The sequence below is a fragment of the Leptospira johnsonii genome, from assembly GCF_003112675.1.
Taxonomy (GTDB): Bacteria; Spirochaetota; Leptospiria; order Leptospirales; family Leptospiraceae; genus Leptospira_B; species Leptospira_B johnsonii.
On record NZ_BFAY01000005.1, the window covers coordinates 340,973 to 361,918 of the forward strand.

At 41.3% G+C, this 20,946-nt stretch carries 18 protein-coding genes; 8 read left to right on the forward strand and 10 right to left on the reverse strand.

Going from position 1 to position 20,946, the window contains the following annotated elements; translation table 11 throughout:
• Nucleotides 1-2: 2 nt before the first annotated feature.
• The 4 genes from LPTSP_RS02845 to LPTSP_RS02860 all read right to left on the reverse strand — a co-directional run bounded on the left by LPTSP_RS02845 (nt 3) and on the right by LPTSP_RS02860 (nt 4,866).
• Nucleotides 3-473, reverse strand: a complete 471-nt coding sequence (locus LPTSP_RS02845; RefSeq protein WP_108927324.1) for an FKBP-type peptidyl-prolyl cis-trans isomerase — start codon at nt 471-473, stop codon at nt 3-5.
• Nucleotides 474-588: 115 nt separating this feature from the next.
• Complete coding sequence (locus LPTSP_RS02850) at nt 589-924, reverse strand: LIC14007 family protein (RefSeq protein ID WP_108927473.1); 336 nt, start codon at nt 922-924, stop codon at nt 589-591.
• A gap of 264 nt (nt 925-1,188) precedes the next feature.
• Nucleotides 1,189-3,213, reverse strand: coding sequence for an oxidoreductase (locus LPTSP_RS02855; RefSeq protein ID WP_108927325.1), 2,025 nt, complete (start codon nt 3,211-3,213; stop codon nt 1,189-1,191).
• 135 nt (nt 3,214-3,348) lie between these two features.
• A complete protein-coding gene (locus LPTSP_RS02860) occupies nt 3,349-4,866 on the reverse strand; it encodes a 2-isopropylmalate synthase (protein WP_108927326.1) in 1,518 nt (505 codons plus the stop codon).
• 99 nt (nt 4,867-4,965) lie between these two features.
• On the opposite strand from LPTSP_RS02860, the gene LPTSP_RS02865 reads away from it, so the two are divergent.
• Nucleotides 4,966-5,304 carry a hypothetical protein gene (locus LPTSP_RS02865; protein WP_108927327.1) on the forward strand — a complete coding sequence of 113 codons (339 nt, stop codon included), beginning with the start codon at nt 4,966-4,968 and terminating at the stop codon, nt 5,302-5,304.
• 37 nt (nt 5,305-5,341) lie between these two features.
• Here LPTSP_RS02865 and LPTSP_RS02870 read toward each other — a convergent pair whose 3' ends face one another.
• Entirely contained in the window at nt 5,342-6,055 is a 714-nt protein-coding gene (locus tag LPTSP_RS02870; protein ID WP_108927328.1) for a queuosine precursor transporter, read from the reverse strand.
• Nucleotides 6,056-6,207: 152 nt separating this feature from the next.
• Here LPTSP_RS02870 and LPTSP_RS02875 point away from each other — a divergent pair, with 152 nt between their 5' ends.
• Nucleotides 6,208-7,794, forward strand: a complete 1,587-nt coding sequence (locus LPTSP_RS02875) for a glycosyl hydrolase family 18 protein (RefSeq protein WP_108927329.1) — start codon at nt 6,208-6,210, stop codon at nt 7,792-7,794.
• Nucleotides 7,781-8,716 carry an L-threonylcarbamoyladenylate synthase gene (locus LPTSP_RS02880; protein WP_108927330.1) on the forward strand — a complete coding sequence of 312 codons (936 nt, stop codon included), beginning with the start codon at nt 7,781-7,783 and terminating at the stop codon, nt 8,714-8,716. Before LPTSP_RS02875 ends, LPTSP_RS02880 begins: the two co-directional genes overlap by 14 nt.
• Here the strand turns inward: LPTSP_RS02880 and LPTSP_RS02885 are convergent.
• Nucleotides 8,713-10,425 (reverse strand): S49 family peptidase, encoded by a 1,713-nt coding sequence (locus tag LPTSP_RS02885; RefSeq protein WP_108927331.1) that lies wholly within the window; start codon nt 10,423-10,425, stop codon nt 8,713-8,715. The two genes, LPTSP_RS02880 and LPTSP_RS02885, sit on opposite strands and share 4 nt — an antisense overlap.
• A 128-nt stretch (nt 10,426-10,553) precedes the next feature.
• Here LPTSP_RS02885 and uvrA point away from each other — a divergent pair, with 128 nt between their 5' ends.
• The gene (gene uvrA, locus LPTSP_RS02890) at nt 10,554-13,388 is read left to right on the forward strand and encodes an excinuclease ABC subunit UvrA (protein WP_108927332.1); all 2,835 of its coding nucleotides are present in this window, start codon (nt 10,554-10,556) and stop codon (nt 13,386-13,388) included.
• 12 nt (nt 13,389-13,400) lie between these two features.
• Entirely contained in the window at nt 13,401-14,459 is a 1,059-nt protein-coding gene (locus LPTSP_RS02895; RefSeq protein WP_108927333.1) for an acyl-CoA dehydrogenase family protein, read from the forward strand.
• On the opposite strand, the gene LPTSP_RS02900 is transcribed toward LPTSP_RS02895, so the two are convergent.
• The gene (locus LPTSP_RS02900) at nt 14,456-15,469 is read right to left on the reverse strand and encodes a cation diffusion facilitator family transporter (protein ID WP_108927334.1); all 1,014 of its coding nucleotides are present in this window, start codon (nt 15,467-15,469) and stop codon (nt 14,456-14,458) included. The genes LPTSP_RS02895 and LPTSP_RS02900 overlap by 4 nt on opposite strands.
• Nucleotides 15,470-15,483: 14 nt before the next feature.
• On the reverse strand, nt 15,484-16,515 hold the full coding sequence (locus LPTSP_RS02905; RefSeq protein WP_108927335.1) for an OmpA/MotB family protein: 1,032 nt from the start codon (nt 16,513-16,515) through the stop codon (nt 15,484-15,486).
• Nucleotides 16,516-16,653: 138 nt separating this feature from the next.
• Here LPTSP_RS02905 and mgtE point away from each other — a divergent pair, with 138 nt between their 5' ends.
• Genes mgtE through LPTSP_RS02920 form a run of 3 tightly spaced genes read left to right on the forward strand, consistent with a single transcriptional unit; the run spans nt 16,654 to nt 19,771 of the window.
• The gene (gene mgtE, locus LPTSP_RS02910; protein ID WP_108927336.1) at nt 16,654-18,048 is read left to right on the forward strand and encodes a magnesium transporter; all 1,395 of its coding nucleotides are present in this window, start codon (nt 16,654-16,656) and stop codon (nt 18,046-18,048) included.
• A gap of 48 nt (nt 18,049-18,096) precedes the next feature.
• Complete coding sequence (locus tag LPTSP_RS02915; protein ID WP_108927337.1) at nt 18,097-18,741, forward strand: LA_2219 family laminin/E-cadherin/plasminogen-binding protein; 645 nt, start codon at nt 18,097-18,099, stop codon at nt 18,739-18,741.
• Nucleotides 18,742-18,796: 55 nt separating this feature from the next.
• A complete protein-coding gene (locus LPTSP_RS02920) occupies nt 18,797-19,771 on the forward strand; it encodes an NAD(P)-dependent alcohol dehydrogenase (protein WP_108927338.1) in 975 nt (324 codons plus the stop codon).
• A 2-nt stretch (nt 19,772-19,773) separates the two neighbouring features.
• On the opposite strand, the gene LPTSP_RS02925 is transcribed toward LPTSP_RS02920, so the two are convergent.
• A complete protein-coding gene (locus LPTSP_RS02925) occupies nt 19,774-20,088 on the reverse strand; it encodes an antibiotic biosynthesis monooxygenase family protein (RefSeq protein ID WP_108927339.1) in 315 nt (104 codons plus the stop codon).
• Nucleotides 20,089-20,156: 68 nt separating this feature from the next.
• Complete coding sequence (locus LPTSP_RS02930; RefSeq protein ID WP_108927340.1) at nt 20,157-20,933, reverse strand: helix-turn-helix domain-containing protein; 777 nt, start codon at nt 20,931-20,933, stop codon at nt 20,157-20,159.
• Nucleotides 20,934-20,946: the final 13 nt, after the last annotated feature.

Here is a 20,946-nt window from a genome sequence, read left to right on the forward strand (position 1 = left end):
GATCAGTGGTGGTGATGTCCCCCCTCACCGTGAACATGCCCATGACTCACTTCCTCGTCAGTTGCTATCCTGATATTTACGATCTGGACATCGAAAATCAGATCCACCCCAGCTAGAGGATGGTTTCCGTCCACGATCACAGATTCTCCCTTGATATCAGTAATCGTATAAACAGTATCCGGCTCATCGGTTTGGAACATCATTCCTACACTCAATTCTTCCCCTTCCGGGAATTGGCTTTTAGGCACATCGAAAACTAGTTCAGGATTTTTTTGGCCATACGCCTTATCAGCGGAAACAGAGATTACTTTTTTATCTCCCGTAGTCAGACCTTTAATTTCGTCTTCTAGACCGGAAATGATTTGTCCGGTCCCTTCCAGATAAGAAAGAGGGTGGCTTCCTTGAGAAGAATCGATTTCGTTTCCTTCTTTATCTGTTAATTTATAGTGAAAAGTCACTACTCTTGGGTTCATTTATTGCTCCAACCGGGGTTAAGCCCTTGACGGGGAAGGGAGGGAAGTTCCGGCACGTAATTTAAGTTAGTATATTCTTGGAAGATCCTAGGACAATCAGATTTTTGAGGCTAAGTCAAAAGTCGTAGGAAATTTCGACTCCGAAATTCTCTACATCCTTAATAAACTGTTCTACTCGATTTGCCAAAAAGAACCAAGAATCTCTATGAACAATATCATTTAGAAAATTCAGGAATCGATTTGTATTTCTAAGAGCGAATTCCCTGTCTTGGGTGTAGTTTAGAAGAACTGTATATGCCAAAGACTTTAGAACTTTATCATTTTCAGCTAATTCAAAATACCCAGGGATATCAGGCTCGAATAAGCTAAGCCTAGTTTTGGCACTCCCTTCGGTTACATACAAATTATAATCTGCTGAGTTCGGCACTCTGTCGGCTGAGTATACTTTCATTTTAGGCAACTCCTCTAAGAAACCAGAGGAAAATGTGGTTTCCATTAAGAAACATACCCACAAAAAGTCAACGGGAAAGAATAGTTTTGGCATTTCTTCGCCACAAAACAAACCTAAGTTTAGAGAATGTTTTAGGAAACCTTTCTGAAATATTCTGTTGGACGGAACATTCTTTGCCCGTCCAATCGGTAACCCTCCAGTAATTCTAAAAGTATAACATCTGTTATTCCTAGTTGAAAATAAATTTTTACTAATATACTTTTTTTAGTTTTGTTCCGTTCCGATCCTGGTTGCCGCTAAGTAACCTTCTAACATGGCTCTTTTGGCATCTATTCCGGAGGCATCTTTTGCTCCGCCGATCAGATAAGAAGGGATTTGGCTTCTTTCCTTGCTGAAAGTTTCGTATAAGGAAGCATCACTTGTTTGTCCGGCGCAAAGAATGATAGAATCGCATTCTAATGTTTTTGCTCCCTCTTTTTTGGTCTCTATTACAAGTCCTTTATCGGTCACTTCTTTATAGGTAAGAGAGGATAGGAAATCCACACCCTTAGATTGTAATTCTTGTAGAAGCGCCCAGGAGGTAGTGGCTCCGAGACCTGCACCTACTTTTCCATTCCTTCTTAAGATAGAAACTTTTCTATGTGCTGTTTCCGGTTGAATCGCAGCTTGTGTGTATGAGTTTACGTTATATTTCTCGAAGTAGGTAGGGATATCCGGATCCTTCTCCTCTGTAAGCTTATGAGCAACGTCTACACCGATTCCTCCACCTCCAATGATGGCCACTTTGGATCCTGCTTTGAAAGTCCCATTCAAAAATTCCACATAGCTTGCATGAGGCTTTTTGTCTAATCCTGGAAGATTTAAGTTTCTAGGTAGAACTCCAGTCGCAAAGATTACTGCATCCGGTTTAAGATCATCTAACAGTTTCAGATCCGCTTTTGTGTTTAGACGGATATCTACCTTTAAACGAGGAAGTTCGTTTTTGAAATAGCGGATCGTTTCATAAAATTCGAATTTACCCGGTATGGCAGCGGCCAAATTCAATTGGCCCCCCAATTTTTCGGAAGCTTCTAAAAGAATAACTTCATGCCCACGTAAAGCGGCAACTCTTGCTGATTCCATTCCGCCTGGGCCGGAACCGACTACTACCACTCTTTGTCTTTTTGCCTGAGGAAGTGATTTCCATTCCAGCTCTCTGTTTGCGGAAGGATTCACTAAACAAGAAACCATTTCTTCTTTAAAAGTATGATCCAAACAAGCTTGGTTACAAGCGACACAGGTATTCACTCTTTCCGTTTGGTTTTCTTTGATCTTATTTACGATATCTGCATCCGCTAAGAATGGTCTTGCCATACTTACTATATCAGCTTCTCCGGCATTCAGTACTTGGATGATTGTCTCGGGCATATTGATCCTGTTGGAAGCGATGATTGGAATTCCAGGAACTGCATTCTTTACTTTACCTGCGATCTTTGCCCATGCGCCTCTTGGAACTAACTGAGAGATAGTTGGAATACGAGACTCATGCCAACCAATCCCGATATTGAGTGCATCTGCTCCTGCTTCTTTTAGTTCGGTTGCAAGTGAGATCACTTCTTCGAAGGTTGGGTTGCCTGGGATCAAATCGATCCCGGACATTCTTACGATCACTGGAAAACCAGGGCCAACTTGTTTACGGACTTCTTTCATTGTTTCGATCGCAAATCTTCTGCGGTTTTCAGCAGAACCTCCGAACTCGTCCGTTCTTTTGTTAGTCACTTCGGAGAAGAATTGGTTTACCAAATATCCTTCAGAAGCCATAACTTCTACCGCTCTGAAACCTACTTGTTTTGCACGTAATGCGGAAGATCCGAAATCACGGATGGTTCTCCATGCTTCTTCCGTTGAAAGTTCTTTTGGTATGAATCGGTTGATAGGTGCGCGTAAAGCAGAAGGAGCTACGAGTTCTCTGTGATAAGCGTATCTTCCCGCATGGAATAATTGTGCGCAGAAAATTCCCATTGGCTTGAGAACGGAGGCGACTTTTTCAAGTTCGTGGCAGTCTTCTTCCTTCTGGAAATCAAAAAAAATATTAGAACCTTTTCCTTCCGCATTTACCGAAATTCCTCCGGTGGTAATTAGTCCAACTCCTCCTTCGAACCTTCTTCCATAGAATGCAGCCATTCTATCAGCGGTATGGGGCATTCCCTCCAAACCCAAGTGCATGGATCCCATGATAATACGATTTGAAATAGTTTCGGCTCCGATATCTATCGGGCGAAAGATTGGGGAAATATCTAAAGAAGACATTCACAGTCCGCCTTTCTCTTTATTTGAGTAGAACACTCGTTCTACTAAGAAAGGATTTTTACTGAATTTGGAACTGGCAACGGTTTTTCTAGGAATTTTGAAAATAGATACCGAACATGATTCGGCAAAACTATTTCAATTGATAGAAAAACGATTTAAGGCTGAGATATACGCTTGAGAACAAGCCTCAATAATATCAGTAGAGCTTGCTTTTCCTACAACTCTTTCTCCATGTTTTTCTAAAGTAACGGAAGCTTCTGCCAAAGCGTCTTGTCCTTCTGTTACAGGAGAGATCACGAGCTTAATGAGCTCCACATCGGAGATAGTTGCCTTCTGGATTGCCTTAAATATAGAATCTACAGGACCGTCGCCTGTTGCGGATTCTTCTTTGAGATTTCCTTCGATGGAAAGTCGGATACTTGCAGTAGGTGTGCTCTTAGTTCCGGTAGTTACATGAAAACTTTCTAATACATATTTATCGTTGGAAGATTTTCTGGATTCGTCTGCGAATAATGCACGGATATCCTCATCGAAAATTTCTTTTTTACGGTCTGCGATCTCTAAAAATCTTTGGTAAGCCGCTTCCAATTCTTCCGGATGAGGACTGAATCCTAGACGAACAATCCTATCTTTGAAACCGGCTCTTCCGCTATGTCTGCCGAGTACCATACGGTTGGATTGGATGCCCACACTTTCAGGCGTCATGATCTCATATGTTTCTCTATTTTTCAAAACACCGTCTTGGTGGATCCCTGACTCATGAGCGAACGCGTTTGCACCTACAACCGCTTTATTCGGTTGGACTACCATTCCTGTGATCGTTTTCACTAGATAGGAGGCCTTTGCGATCTCTTCCGTTTGGATCCTGGTTTGTATTCCGAATTTGTCCTTACGTGTACGAAGTGCCATGACCACTTCTTCCATAGCTGTATTACCGGCTCTTTCTCCGATACCGTTTACAGTACATTCTACTTGCCTTGCTCCGTTTTGGATAGCGGCCAAACTATTGGAAGTCGCAAGTCCTAGATCGTTATGGCAATGCGCGGAGAATATTGCTTTCTCGCTTCCTTTTACGTTCTGGATCAGGAATTTGAATAATTCACCATACTCGTACGGTGTAGTATATCCTACAGTATCCGGGATATTGATCGTGGTAGCGCCAGCTTCAATGACTGCTTCACAAAGTTCTCTTAGGAACTCAGGCTCGGAACGAGTAGCATCTTCCGGTGAAAATTCCACGTCGTCCACATGATCTCTGCAGATCTTGACTGCTTCCATAGCCATTTTCAAAACCTCGGAAGCATCCTTTCCTAGTTTGAATTTCATATGAATGGGAGAAGATGCGATAAAAGTATGAATTCTTCTTTTTTTAGCGGGAATGATTGCTTTAGCGGCAGCTTCTAGATCCGGGCGAACTGCTCTTGCGAGTGCCGCGATAATCGGACCTTCTACCTCTCTGGAAATTCTTTGGACTGCCTGGAATTGAACGGGAGAAGATACCGGGAAACCTGCTTCGATCACATCCACATTCATTTTAGCGAGCTGGAGTGCGATCTCTATCTTCTCATTCTCGCTCATTGCCGCGCCTGGACACTGTTCTCCGTCTCGGAGAGTGGTATCGAAAATCCGAACAAAATCCAAATTTGAGTTCATATGCTTGGAAAACTTCCCTAACTCCAAAATTATAGTCTGAATTGGGCCGTAAACCCAATAAATACCAGGTTTTGCGCTTTCGGAGGTTAGACTTAAAACATGGATCAAGACTCTCTAAGTTTCTTTGGAGCCGGTTTAAAAGCAGACGATTGTGCAGAAACTGCCTGGCTTTACTCCGAACTTTTCGGGGGAGAAGTCCGAGTGTCTAGTCCAGGTCATGCTGAACTTCTCTTTTTCGAAAACCAAAGAGTGATCTTTAGTAGGGAAACAGATGAATGTCCCGTGTCTCCCGGAACCTTGGTCTGGAAGATCCAAAAGACCCAGGTAGCATCATTCGAAACCAAACTTTTGGGCTCAGGATTTCGGAAAGAATCCGAGACAGGTAAGTATTCTTCTTATCTAGATCCTTGGAAAAATCGGATCTGGTTATACTGGTAGTTTAAAAATTTTCACACAAAACCCGAAGTTTTGGTTTTTAACCAGGATAAGGTTGGATTTCCTCTTTTCCTTCCTTGAGAGCTGCTTCAGCCATCTTATGAGCATCTTCTCCTAAATATCTTTCGATCAGGTAATGAGCCAGATAGATAACCGGGGTGATCCCGATCGCTATGAAGATCTTGTATCCAAAGTTGGTATAAGAGATGGAGTTCAGGGTTTGGAAATCATAGGTTCCCCAATATGCCACGAAGATGACGACATAAGAATCCAAGAGTTGAGAGAAGATGGTGGAACCTGTGGCTCTTAGCCAAAGAAGTTTGTTTTTAGTCTTTTTACGGATCAAATGGAAGACTTGGATGTCCACTAACTGTCCGATCAAATAGGCTACGATAGAACCTGTGATCACTTGCCCTGTATTAAAAAATACCACCTGAAAAGAATGGTCGTCTACCGGGGAATTTCCTGCCGCAGGAATGGCCATATCCAATTGAAGAAGGAAGAAAGCCAAAACGATCATTACCATTCCAACTAGAGTGAGATATCTGACTCCTCTTCTTCCATAATACTCGTTCAAAAGGTCCGTTACGATAAACGTAATGGGGAAGGGAATCACTCCCAAGGTCATGGTCAGAGCCTTATTCCCGATCAGCACTTGGAACCATTTGGAGCCTGTCACCTCTGCCATCAAAAGAAAGGTTATGAAGATGGAACCTAAAACGAAAAATAATTTGAAAGGCCGGTGAAACTGCATCTGAGGAAAAATCTTGCGAATTAAGTCTCTGTCAATCAAAGAACAGATAGGATTCCCACAAACGTTTGACAGACAGGCCAACTATAAATCACTGGAAGAGAGTCGGTGCTTTACTTTTAGCCTCCGCGATTCGATAAATATATAGAGCTCAAATGAATCCAAACGATGAACCTTACACCCCAGAGGACTTAAGCCGTCCAGTGCCATACCAACCTAAAAAGCAGCCTCTCTGGCAATCAAGCCTAGTGAGCCTTACCTGGCTGGTACTTTCCGGAATTTCTTTTTATCTAGGACTCCAAGCCTTAAAGGCGGACCCTAAAGCTGATTCTGCCCAAGCTGGAACAGAACAGGTAGCATTCCAAAATACTACTCTAAAATCGGACCTGGCTCCTACAGAGGGGGCTTGGGAATCTTGGAAGAAATGGTGGAATTCCAACAATCCTTCTTCCGAGTCGGATGGGACTTCCAACACCGTAAGTTCTTCCGAGCCTGAATCTGAAGACGATCCTGCTTTCAGAGCTTCTACCTGGTTCTCGGACTATGAAGCGATGAAACGTACGGTTCATCTATACAATGAGATCCATCCATTCATCTACGGATTCAAAGGAAGAGAGACAAATAACGGAGATCTTTATTCTCTTTGGGGATCCGCTCAAAAACATGCACGTGTTGCAGAACTTAAATCCTTAAATCCAAGAGTTAAGATCATTCCTACTATTTTCCGTTGGGAAAATAAGAACGAAAAGATCTCTGAAAACATTGGTCTGAACGGACGTAATGATATTAGGGACAAACATATCCAGAACATTCTGAATGAAGTGGATACTTATGGTTTCGACGGGATCGATATTGATTACGAAGGAATGAGCTGCGAGAAAAAAGAGAAGTTTGAGGAGTTCATCGTTCTTCTTTCTAAAGAGATCCACAAACGTGGTAAACTTCTTTCTGTTGCGGTTCACCCTAAAACTGCGGCTAAAAAAACCAGCCAAAAAGCATGTAAGGGTTTAAAAGAAAAAATTAATATGGATTTTGCCGAGAATTGGAGAGGTCCAATGACCCACGATTACGCTTTCTTGGCAAAACATGCAGACAGAGTAAAGGTGATGGCTTACGAACTTCATCCTCGTAAGTATAGAAACCCAGGACCTGGGCCTCAGGCTCCAAACGTTTGGATCAGAAATATCATCACTTATGCAAAAGAAAGAGTTCCTGCTAAAAAATTATATATGGCGATCCCGACTTACGGATACGATTGGGCTCTGAATTGTAACGCAAAGATCAAGTCGGTATATTGGTCCGATGCATTAAAACGCCAACAACTCGGTGTGACCAAACAACCTACGAATATCAGCCAAGTTTTGGCGGATAATAAGAACTCAGGTTCTTGGACAAATCTTTCCAAGTTCAGCTGGGTTCATGAGGGTAAAACTTACGAAGATCCAAGTATATGGTACAAGTCGGAAGGTTGCGATCGTGTAGCATTCTTCATGAACAGAAAAGCTTTCGAAGAGAAAATGACCCTATTAAGATCTTATGATATAGGTGGATTCTCTTTCTGGCAGCTATTATCTGATAATGATCCAGGTATTAACGATTATTTGGAATTACTTGTGACTAATAAACTTCCTCCCGTTCCAAAGGCAAAACAGCCGCTTGCTCCAACTCCTGACGTAAAACAGGCAGCACCGGAAGAAGGTCAGGAAGAAGCCAAGAACACCCAGGATCTTGTCAAAAAGTAAACATACAATCATTACAGAAGATCCTTCCCTAGCAGCAAAAGTGCTGAAAGAGGGAGGGATCGTTCTATTTCCGACCGAGACTGTTTATGGTCTTGGTGCGGATTCCAGAAATCTCTCTTCTTGTTTAGAAATTTATAAAATTAAAAATCGCCCTGCAGATAATCCCCTTATAGTTCATCTTGGAAATCCAGCCCTGATCCCCGATATAGGAGAAGTTACCGAAGCTGCAAAGATATTGATCAGACAATGTATGCCTGGTCCTTTAAGCTTAGTTTTAAAGAAGAAGGATAAGTCCGTTTTTTCTACAGGATTGACTACCATTGCGGTAAGAGTTCCTTCTCATCCAAAAGTTTTGGAAATGCTTTCTTATTTTGGAGGACCGGTTTCTGCTCCTTCTGCAAATCTTTCGGGACAACCATCCATTACAAGATTAGATGATGCGATCTCCGAGTTTGATGGACAAGTGGATCTGATCTTGAAAGGTGCTGAACCGGAAATAGGTTTAGAATCCACTGTTGTGGATTTTTCCGTTTCTCCTCCTAAACTTTTACGTCCCGGATATTTTGGTTGGGAAGAATTACAAAAATATGTTCCTGACCTAGAAAATTATAGCGATCTGAAAGAAGGGGAAACTCCTTCTAGTCCCGGGCGCAAGTATAGACATTATGCGCCTAAAGCAAAGGTGATCTTCACAGAAAATCAAAATCCAGATAGAGAATCTGCCGCAATCGGGATCGGTCTGATCAGAGGTTGGAAATTCGCTTTGGATCTGAGAAACAACTCAGAGTATATGAAAAATTTATACTCTTTCTTTAGAGATTGCGATCGTCTCAGGATCTCGAAAATTTATTGTTTTCCACCTGCAAATGCTTCCGGAAAAGAAGCGATCTTAAATAGGATTTTAAAAGCACAAGAATCTTAAAGTTCTGATAATTCTTTTGCAATTTCAGAGAGATGTAGGACTTCCAACGGGTTTTGCTTTTTCTCCGAGTTAAGTTTAGAAAAGAAAGAAAACTTTGAGAACTGCATCCCTGGTTTCAGATCCTGGACTAAGTCTTTCCAATTATAAGTTCCCGGAAGATAGCGCACGTCGATCTTTTTTGATTTTAGTTCTTCTTTCAGATTTTGTAATATATCTAAAAAAGAGTCGCAGGAGTCTAAAAATCCTGATTTGCGGAAAGTTTCTCCTGTGAAAACTCTTCCTTCTCCCCAATTCTTCTCTAATTCTTGGAAGGTGGTTTTTCTGGACTCTATTACTCGGCTATAGAATAAATCTCTGGATCTAAGAACTTCTCTTTTCAAGAACTGTTCCGATTTAGGGGATAGTTTTCCGTATTCGGATAGGATGTCTCTATGAGTATAAAATCCGATCCTTTCTTTTTGGACTCCGAATTTATCGTATAATTTCTTTAATTCGAATCTCATCATTACCGCACCGATAGAGCCTACGATGGAATAGGGAGTCCCGTGGATTTCTTTCGTGGCACAGGAGAGGTAATATCCGCCGGATGCGGCAACATTCAATACGTATGTGATCACCGGTTTTTCTTTCGAAAGTTTTTTGATCTCTCTATACAGAAGCTCGGAAACAAGTGCGCTCCCTCCTGGAGAGTTCATTTCTAAAACGACTGCCGCCACTTTTGGATCTTCTTTTAGATCCTTAAAAATTTCCTGGTAGTACCTAAAAGATACCTGTCTGGATCTAAAATCTTCTTCTCTTCCTAGATCAGGCAAAATGTTTCCCTGTATGGGGAGCACAGCAACAATCGGAACCGATTTAGAGATAAGTGAAAAATTGGATTTTTTATGATATACTCTGAAACCTTTAGCGCTAAGTTTTTTGTATTTAGGCTTATCAGTTTCCTTCTCTTTTTTATAATTTTTGAATAGATAGTTTTCTTCGAACTCGTCTTCTTCCACGAATTCAGTAATAAATCCGATCTTCTTTAGTTTTTCAGAACTGAGGATCGGTTCTTCTAAAACTTTAAGATCTAAATTCGAGGACTTCTTGAAACCGTCCGAGAGTAAATCATTTAGGTCATCTAGTAAGGTTTCTAGATTTTTTCTAGCAGGAGCTGAGAAGGATGATCTCTGGAATGTCTCTCCGAAAGATTTAAATGCGCCGCTTGCATAGGTTTCCACACCTACGCCGAGTTTTTTAGCAGTACCACCAAAAAAATAAGGTTCAGCCGAAGGTAGTATAGGAAAGAATTCGGATGCAGAAGAAGAATATCTGTATTTACACTGAGAGAGTAATAGTAATGCCTTTGTTCCTCCTCCTAAACAGAAACCGGACGTCTCAATTCCTTTTTCGTTCAGTACTTGGATGGATTTACAGATATTCCAAACTTCTCCAAATCCGTACTCTGGATTAGAAATATGGAAAGAAACTTTTTTCAAACCTGGGACCTTTGTTAAGGCATTTAATCCCAATAAAAAATCGACCAAGAAGGGATCTTCTTCTTTCGAAACCAATAGTTTGACAAAGAAAGATTTTTTATCGAAGGAAAAAGAAGAAGGAATTTCTAAATAGAAATGATCTCCCTTACGGATAGTCCAGGATAAGATCCTAAATCCTTGGAACAAAATCCGGATCGGTAAAAAAACAAGAGAGAACAGAATTCTAAACATTGGAAATTCCTTTTGGCGACCAAAGTAAAACGGACATTTATTCCGGAAAACGTAAAATTACGGAAGGAAAACCGCTTTTCAGCCAGGCTTTCCAGAATTTATCTGAAACCTAAGAGAGGGTTAATCGTTTGGATCATATCCGCATCCGAGGAGCTCGGGAGCATAATCTTAAGAATATCAATGTAGATATTCCGCGGGACAAACTCGTAGTGATCACTGGACTTTCCGGTTCCGGTAAATCTTCTCTTGCTTTCGACACAATCTATGCGGAAGGACAGAGAAGATATGTAGAAAGTCTCTCTGCTTATGCCAGACAATTTTTGGGTCAGATGGAAAAACCGGATCTGGATCTGATCGAAGGACTTTCTCCAGCAATTTCTATAGAACAGAAAACCACACATCGTAACCCTAGATCCACCGTAGGAACTGTGACAGAGATCTATGATTACCTGCGTCTTCTATACGCAAGGGTAGGAAAACCTCATTGTCCAATTTGTGGAACTCCAATCCAATCTCTTTCCATCGACCAAATCACCGAAAGGATCCTGAATTTTCCGGAAGGAACTAAGATCCAAATTTTGGCTCCAATCGTTTCCGGCAAAAAGGGAGAACATAAGGATGTTCTAGAGAAGATCCGAAAAGACGGGTTTAATAGAATACGTCTGAACGGTGAGATCAAAACCCTAGACGAAGAGATCGTTCTGAAAAAAAGTTTTAAGGCAACGATTGAGATCGTAGTGGATCGTCTTGTGATCAAAGACGGAATTCGTTCTCGGTTGACAGACTCTGTGGAAACTGCTCTCAAACAATCGGAAGGAATTCTTCTCATGGACGATGGGAAGAAGGACCATACATTCTCCCAAAAACTTTCCTGTCCGAATCACCCGGAAGAATCCTTGCCTGAACTCTCTCCAAGATTATTCTCCTTTAATTCTCCGTTCGGTGCCTGCGAAACATGCGACGGGCTCGGAAGCCTTTTGGAATTCGACGAGGATCTGTTAATTACGGATTCTGAACTTTCCTTGGTCGAAGGTTGTATCGAAGCATGGGCGGGAGCAAAAAGTAATAGTTATTGGTTTTTAACAACCGTTCATTCTTTGGCGAAAAAATTAAAATTCGATTATAATATTCCTTGGAAGGATCTTCCTAAAAAGGTAAGGGATACCATTCTTTACGGGGACAAAAATCTCAAAATAGATTACGATTTCAGAAATGAAAAATCACATTATGAATTCAGTAGAGAATTCGAAGGTGTGATCCCTAACTTGAAAAGAAGATATAAAGAAGGATCAGAAGCAAGACGTCAGCAGTTAGAAGGATATATGACCAATCATAATTGTCCTGCCTGCGAAGGAAAACGTCTGAAACCTGTAAGCCTTCATGTAGAAGTCAACGGCCTGACAATAGATAAGTTTTCCGCTTTCAGCGTGGAGAAGGGTTTAGACTTCGTAAAATCAATGAAGCCTAAGGGAAGCGAAGAAATAATTGCAAGACCCATTCTGAAGGAAATCCAACAAAGACTTACTTTCTTGAACGATGTGGGGGTCGGTTACTTAAGTTTGGAACGAGCAGCTGGAACTCTTTCCGGGGGAGAAGCTCAAAGGATCAGACTTGCTACCCAGATCGGATCCAGGCTGCAAGGCGTATTATATATTTTAGATGAACCTTCTATCGGTCTTCACCAGAGAGACAATACTAAATTAGTCAATACTCTCAAGGATCTAAGAGATCTTGGGAACACAGTTTTAGTAGTAGAGCATGACCAGGAAACTATGGAAGAAGCCGACTGGCTGATCGATATGGGCCCAGGTGCAGGTGTTCATGGTGGAACAATCGTTTGTTCCGGAACTCCGGAAGAAGTTGCGAAAAACAAAAATTCGCTTACGGGTAAGTTTCTATCCGGCAAAGAATTCATTCCGGTGCCTAAAACTGTCCGAACAGGGAATGGAAAAAAACTCAAGATCGTAAATGCAAAAGAGAATAATCTTAAAAACGTAAGTGTAGAGATCCCTCTCGGAAAACTGATCGTAGTAACAGGTGTTTCCGGTTCCGGAAAGTCCACTTTGATCAACGATATCTTATACAATGCTGCGGCTCATAAAGTAATGAAGATGAGAACCGTCTGGGGAAAACACGAGAAGATCACTGGTCTAGAAGAAATAGATAAGATCATCAATATAGATCAGTCGCCCATTGGTAGAACTCCTAGGTCCAATCCGGCTACTTATACAGGACTTTTTACTGTAGTACGCGATATGTTCGCTGGGTTAGAAGAATCCAAACTCAGAGGTTACTCTCCCGGAAGATTCAGCTTTAACGTGAGTGGGGGAAGATGCGAGACCTGCGAGGGAGACGGTATCCTAAAGATAGAGATGCACTTCCTTCCGGACGTGTATGTGACCTGCGATGTATGTAAGGGAAAACGTTATAACCAAGAAACATTAGAAGTTCGTTATAAAGGTAAAAATATCTTCGAGATCCTGGAGATGACTGTCGAAGATTCTATCCCATTCTTCGAGAATATTCCTGCCTTAAAAAGAAAATTGGAAACCTTGGACGAAGTAGGTTTAGGTTATATCAAACTAGGGCAGCCTGCCACAACATTCTCAGGTGGAGAAGCCCAAAGGATCAAATTGGCTACGGAATTATCCAAACGTCCTACTGGAAAAACATTGTATATCTTAGACGAACCTACTACAGGACTTCATTTCGAAGACGTTCGACACTTGATGACTGTTTTACACACGCTTGTAGATCGCGGAAATTCTATGATCGTGATCGAGCACAATCTAGATGTGATCAAACAAGCGGATTGGATCATAGATCTAGGACCGGAAGGAGGAGACGGAGGCGGAAAGATCATCGCCGAAGGAACTCCAACAGAGGTGGCAAAGGTCAAAGAATCATTCACCGGACAATATCTGAAAAAAGTTCTAGGAAATTCAGGAAAGAAGGCAGGTTAAATTTTCCATCCAATGATGAAAGAATTAAGAGATAAACTTTCTTCCTTTCCTCCGGGAGAATTCAGATCCGTTTACAAATCTGTTTTGCCAGATATCGCAAAAGCAGGGTTACTCAATGCCTTAAAAAATGGCGAATTCAGGGCATTTCACGAAAAATTAATATTTCTTCCTTCTTTTCCTCATGGGATAGGAGTGGGAGTTGGATTGATGGCACAAACGAATGTAGCCGGAAAGATCCTAAAATTGGTACTCGGTTCCGAAGAAGGAGCTTCCATCAGAGAAGAATCCAAAAAATTAGCATTGGAACTCCAAGAAAGATTAGTGAACGGTTTAGGAATTTTAGGGCTTGGAGTGAGTGAACCTGGCTGGATGGGGAAACTCACCAATCTAAAATCCTCCGCAAAAGTACTTCCAAGCGGAGAAATAGAATTAAATTTTCATAAAGGATTTGTGACCAACGGAGCCGATGCAGAAGGTTACTTGGTGGTAGCAAAGGAAGAAGAGAAAAATCGTTTCGGAGTATTTTTTATCCCCAGAGATTTCCCCGGTTTAAAAATCGAAGAGGTGTATCTGGATGTCGCCAGAGAAGCCACACATTGTAAGATCACTGGTGAAAATTTTAAATTACCTTCTTATTATCATTTTATAGAAGATTATTCTAAATTAGGTTCCGATATCCATCTTTCTGAAATGCTATCAGCCGCGGTTCTATTTTGTGGAGCCATTCGTAAAATAGTATCTGATCTAAGCCAAGGAAGCGAATCTAGAGAAAGATTTTCCGTTCTGGGAAAACTCTGGGATCTAAGCGGACTTCTCTATGGAAAATGTCTAGAGATTTCCGACAAAAAGGATAAGGATCCGAATTACAAAATTGAAGAAGATCATCCTTATGGCTACGAAGCGATCTTGGACGAATGTATATCCATCTTAGAATCTATTCCGAACTTCGATCATAAGAAGGAATATCCTGACCTTGGACTTTTCTGCACGATCCATCCAGCCAGAAGTCCTGTTTATATCAAAAACAGGCTCAAGCAGTCCAAAAGTTGGAGAAAATTCGGTAATCTTTAGTGATGATGAGCCGGATGATCGTGAGTATGGTGGTGATGTCCCCATTCTTCCGAATCGATATCATGCAATGTTTTTGCAACGATCCCGTCGATTATATGAGTGGTAGAAGGGTCTTCTAATTGAAGATAGATCTGCTCGAACTTCCATTCTCCTCTTAGTAATTCATACGCTTCTTTCAAGATCTTTTTAGGATCGGATCCTTGGGTGATCTGAACTCTGAACGCGCAGGCATGGATCCCTTTTGTTAGAGTCCAGGTGTGAGCGGAAAGAAGGGAATCAACTCCTTTGATATGTAATAGATCCTTTTTTAGATGATCCCATTCATCAAAAGTCGGAGAAGATTCCAGAAGGATCAGTAGACTTTCCTTCAAGATAATAACTGCCGCTCTTAAGATAAAAATAGAAAGAACCAAACTGAGTAGTGGATCGATCCAAGTCCAAGCAAATAGACGAATTAGAATTGCACCTACTAAAACTGCAACTGTACCAAACAAGTCGTTCAGAACATGAAGGTAAGCAGTCCTCAAATTGATATTATCTGCTGAGATCCTTTTTAAAAGCCATACGGAGATCAGGTTTAAACCGATGGTTCCCAAACTGAAAACCAACATAGATTCGGTTTCAATTTCTTGCTGGTGTCGAAATCTTTGGACGGCTTCGTATATAATGAAAAGTGAAATTCCTGAGATCAGAATGGAATTTAAAAATGCTGCAAATACTTCTACCCTGAAAAAGCCGAAGTTCATTTTTGCATTCGGTTTTTTGTCAGAAACAAGAACTGCGAAGATGCTCAATAAAAACGCAAATGAATCCGAGATTACGTGACCTGCGTCTGCCAAAAGTGCCAAACTTTTACTTTGAGTGGAACCGAATATTTCCCAAGAGAAGATCCCGATGGAAAGAAAGAATGCAAAAACTAAACTGCGTAATGCATCTTTCCTTTTGGGACGAAGGATTGCCTGTCTTGCAAAAGGTTCGAGATTAGAGGATGAGAGAGGATCTTTTTCCAAAGTCGAAAGAGGCCTTAGTGACTCTTGCCGCTTTGTGGCTCTAAAACGATATCGACTCTTCTATTCAAGGAACGGTTTTCAGGAGTATCATTTGAGACAATCGGTTGGTGTTCCCCGTAACCTGCCACAGAGAAATTCCTTGCGTCTAGATTTTTACTTTCTAACAGGAAACGAACGACGGAAAGAGCTCTTTCAGTAGACAACTGCCAGTTATCGTTAAACTTTTTAGTACGTATCGGGATATTATCCGTATGACCTTCGACTATGATTAGGTTACCTGGATACTTAACTAAAATTTCTTTGATCTTGTCTAAAGCTGGGAAGATCTGCTTTTTTAATTCTGCGGAACCAGAATCGAAGGAGATCTGGTCATCTATATTGATGACGAGTCTATTATGAAAACGTTTTACTCTGATCTGTCCTTTTGCGATCTCTCCGGAAAGTTTGGATTCAAGTTCAGTTGCCTGTTCTGCTAAACGATTTAATTCTCTTTTTTGATCTTCGTTTAAGTTCTTGAGTTTGGATAGATTATCTTCTAACTCTTTGATCCTTGCTTCCAGGCCTGCGATTTTGGACTCGTATTCTCTTTTGAGCTCGTCCATTTTTCGGATACAACCCAGTCTTTCTTTTTCGAGTTCAGACTTTAATTCGGAGATCAGGTCCTGGTATTTTTTGGATTGTTTTTCGTTCTCTTCGATCAGTTCTTTTTCTTTGTTTCCACTTTTGGCTTTTAAGAGTGCGATCTGGTTTTCCAAAGCACGGATCTGCTCTAAGGAAATTTCTTTATCCCTTTCTCTAAAGGATTTTTCACCTGCGAGCTGTTCTTCTAAATTCTGGATCCTTGCGTCTAGGCTGAGTTTTTCTTTTTTGGAGTTTTCGGTCTCGTTTCTGTAGCGGAGTCTGAGAGAATCTAACTCGATTCTCAGTGTGGCGTTCTCATTATAGAGTTTATTGTATTCCCAAGGGAAATAAAATGCGTCCGAGAATATCGGCAAAGAAAATAGGAATAGAAGAACGGGAGTAAGTCGGAAAAAAAAAGGTTTCATAGTCGGATTAGGAGAACTAGGTTCTATTCTAAGGCTGCGAGCCCCCAGTCAAATGAAAAACTCTTGTTCCAAAAATCAGTAAATTCATTGAACCGATAAATTCCACCAGGATTCTGTCATAGGGGGAGGGACGCCTACATGGACGAAACAAATAGCACTAAGGAAACTTCTTCCCTGAAGGCAAATCCGCAATCCGGGGATTGGATGGATTCCTTTCTCGAAAAGGTAGAAAAAAAGGACAATAAGTTCCTACTCAGTTTTACTTCTACCAATCACCCAGCAGATATCGCCGAAGTCCTGGAAAAGCTGGATATCGACGAAGCATTCTACGTATTTAAACTCTGCGATTCTGAACAACAGTCCGAGATCTTAGTCGAGTTCGACGAGGATCTGCAAGCGGATCTGATCTCTCGTCTGAATATGAAGGAGATCTCTCCCATCGTCGAAAATCTAGAAACAGACGACGTTACAAACCTGATCTCCGAAATTCCCAAGGCTAAGGCTGAGGAAATTTTGAATTCCTTAGATCGGGAGGATTCTTCACAGATCCGAAAACAACTGAATTTTAGGGAATATACCGCCGGCCGTTTGATGACCACGGAGTTTGCCTCAGCTTACGAGACAGACACAGTCAGAAAAGCGATCATCAAATTAAGAAGGGTCGCGAAAGAGACGGACGATATCTACCTTCTCTATGTAACAGATGCTGAGAATCATCTAAAAGGATTTATCAAATTAAAGGACCTATTCCTTGCACCTCTCAACCAAAAAGCGAGTCGGCTTGTAAAGGAAGAAGCGTTCTCAATTCATTATGATACGGACCAGGAAGAAGTGGCCCGTATTTTCCGAAAATACGACTTAGTTTCCGCTGCAGTAGTGGATGATCTGGATCGGATCATCGGTAGGATCACTGTAGACGATATCTTGGATATCGTTCAGGAAGAAGCTTCCGAGGACATCTTGAGGATGGGGGGAGTTTCCGAAGAGGAAAGATTGAACACTTCCATCTGGGATTCCATTCGGAGAAGATTGACCTGGCTTGTGATCAACCTAGGAACCGCCGTAATTGCTGCTTCTACAGTTTCCCTTTTTCAAGACACGATCCAATCCTTTGTATTACTTGCTAGCCTTATGCCAATTGTTGCTGGAATGGGGGGAAACGCAGGCACCCAGTCCATTACCGTGGTGGTAAGAAATATCGCCACAGGGGATTTGAGCCAGTCCAACTGGACGGTCGGTTTTAGGAAAGAAGGGATCATCGGTCTGATTAACGGTCTCACGATCGGTGCGATCACGGGACTTGCCGTATTTTTTTATACGGGAAAACTTGCCCTGGCGATTGTTATCTTTTTTGCGATGCTTGCGAATCTGATCGTAGCTGCCATCGTAGGAGCTTGTATCCCTATGCTATTAAAAGTGGTTGGGATAGATCCTGCAATTGCGTCTTCCATATTTGTTACAACTACAACGGACGTGTTCGGCTTCTTCTGTTTCTTAGGGCTTGCCACACTGTTCTTGCAATATTTGGTATAGTTGGAATATTCGAATAAAATTATAAATTTCCTAGGATAGGAGAGGCCAATGTTTCGCGTTTCGGTTTGCCGAACTTTTTTAGCCGGTTTTGCGGTTCTATACTGTTTATCATTTATTTCTTGTATTAGTACCGGAGGACCAAGCACCCACGCTCCGGAGACTCCTAAAGGAGAAATTCTCCCGAATCCAGCTGGTGACAGCGAGGAGATCATAGACGAAGAAGGTAGGGAAGTGAAGATTAGCACGACTGATCCTGTATCTTTCCAAAGCCAGTCCAAAGATAGCGCGGAATATTTCAGAGTGCATATCACAAGTGAATCCTATCAGGTTCGCCAGATCAGAGGTTCCAAGTATATCCGTAGAAAAGTGGATAAGGGAGGGGACGCACTCATCAGTGAAGAATTGGTAAAATATAATCGGATCAATTTTAACGATGATGGGATCATCTTAGTGATCTTAAACGGAAACACCGGAGCTGTTGAAACGATCCGTTTTAATACAAGAGTTCCACGGATCAACAACCTAGCTAAGATCATCCAAAATGATGTGACCCGCTGGTCTATGGAACATTCTGAAGAAAAGCCGGTCGTTACTAAGTATCAAATTCACTATACTATCAAATTGGAAAATAAATCCAATACTACTCGGGATACTGTTAAAGAAGAACTCAAGAGTGAAGTGAAGAAGAGGTAATTTCTCTCTTCGACCTCTTTTCTTTGAATTTGAAAACACCAGTTTAAATATACCAATGAAAGCGATTGTATACGAGAAGTATGGGGCCCCGGATGTTCTTCAACTTAAAGAAGTGCAAAAGCCTGGTCCAAAGAAGAATGAAATTCTAGTAAAAGTCCGAACTGCTTCCGTGAATGCTGCTGACTGGCGCATGATGAGGGCCGATCCTTTTTTGGTCCGCTTTTATGCAGGACTTTTTAAGCCCAAAAAAATTTCGACTTTGGGCGCAGATGTTGCCGGAACTGTCGAAGCAGTTGGAGAAAATGTTACCAAATTCCGTCCAGGGGATGATGTATTTGGAGATGTTTTCGCAAGCGGCTTCGGCGGGTTTGCGGAATATAAATGTGGGAAAGAAGATGAGTTCGTTTTGAAACCATCTAATATATCCTTTGAGGATGCAGCAGCTTTACCTTTGGCGGGAATGACTGCCTTGCATTCTCTTCGAGATTTTGGCAATGTGCAAGCAGGGCAGAAAGTTCTGATAAACGGTGCATCAGGTGGTGTGGGAACATTCGCAATACAACTCGCAAAATATTTTGGAGCTGAGGTTACCGCAGTTTGTAGTACTCTTAAAAGAGAACTATCAATATCGCTGGGTGCCGACCATGTAATCGACTATACTAAGGAAGATTTTACCAAGGGCGGAAAAAAATACGATCTGATCATCGGTGTAAATGGATATCGTTCCATCTCCGAATACAAGGGTGCATTAAATCCAGAGGGTCGATATATTATGGCCGGAGGTGGCACAGCTCAGTTATTCCAGGCTTTACTTTTGGGGCCATTGATCTCTTTAATAAGCGATCGGAAGATTATCGCAGCTTCTTCTCAGCCGAATCAAAAAGACCTTCTTTTTTTGTCGGAATTATTGCGATCAGGAAAAATCAAGTCAGTAATCGATAGACGATATTCCTTGGAAGAAGTTCCGGAAGCGATCCATTATGTTGAACAAGGCCATGCCAATGGTAAAGTAATCATATTAGTGAATTAGATTTAGATTTTTGATGTTTCAAAAATCCCTCTTTCAATAGAAATTCCAAGTCTTTGTAACATTCCAGGCATATCGAAACCTTCTTTTTGATAGGATGCTTGCACTTCTTTTTTTGCATTGGAAATTGCTTCTTCATTTTCCCAGATTGCTACAGTTACAAATTGGATCTCGTCTCCGCTTTTTTCTCGGATATAAGCGGAGTCTTGGATAAAGCCGGGCAGGGCTTTGATCATGTTCCGATTTACCCTGACTCGAGTGAAAAATTCTTCCTCTGCTTTTTTAGGTACGACGAATGTATCGATCAGGACTTTTTGCATCTATTTGTTCTCCTTTTGAGAATAGAATACTCTATTCGGAGAATCAAAAATTGTAAAAATTCAGGATTTTACCAATAAGGATTGGAAAGTTTAAAAAACTGTTTTGGGGTCTCATTCGTGAAAGTTTTGAAGTCTTTGATAAAATGGGCCTGATCGAAATATCCTGCCTCTTGAGCCGCTTCTGTCAAAGTGGTCTCAGAAGAATAGGAATCTATAAAGTTTCTCATCCTTACTAAAACAGAAAATTGTTTAGGGCTCGTCCCGATCATTTCTCTAAACCTTTTTTCAAATGAATCTCTACTAATTGGCATTCCTTTCAGCAAATCCGCGATTTTCAGATTTCCTTTGGAGTTTCTGATCTTACGAATAGAATCTAGAATTAAATTGTCCTCTTTGGACTCTACCCATTCAGAGACGAGAAAATTCTCCACTACGCAGATTTTTTCAAGATTCGTTTTTGTTTGAAAAAGTTTCTCTTCTGTTTCGGAAACTTTGTTAGGAGAGAACAAATGATCCAAAGGCAGATTCAGTTCGAATAAATTATGTAGAGGTTCTTTAATAAAACTAGCCGCTCCACCTTCCTTAAAAATAACTAATAGGGTAGAAGTTTTTGCAGAATACTCGATTAACCTAGGAATACGTCTAAGGCCGGTAATGCCAGAGTTGGGAAGAATTTTCTCCTGATTTTCTTCCTTATGAGAGATCTTTCCTGCGATCCTAAATGAAATAACTAAGGAAGATCCAGGTAAAATCTTATTTTGCATTCCACCTTCGCTTTCTATGATCAGGAATTGGCGGATGTATGGCTGCAGATTTTTACTGGGTAAAAATGTCTCAATATTCATGAGAAGATTCTTA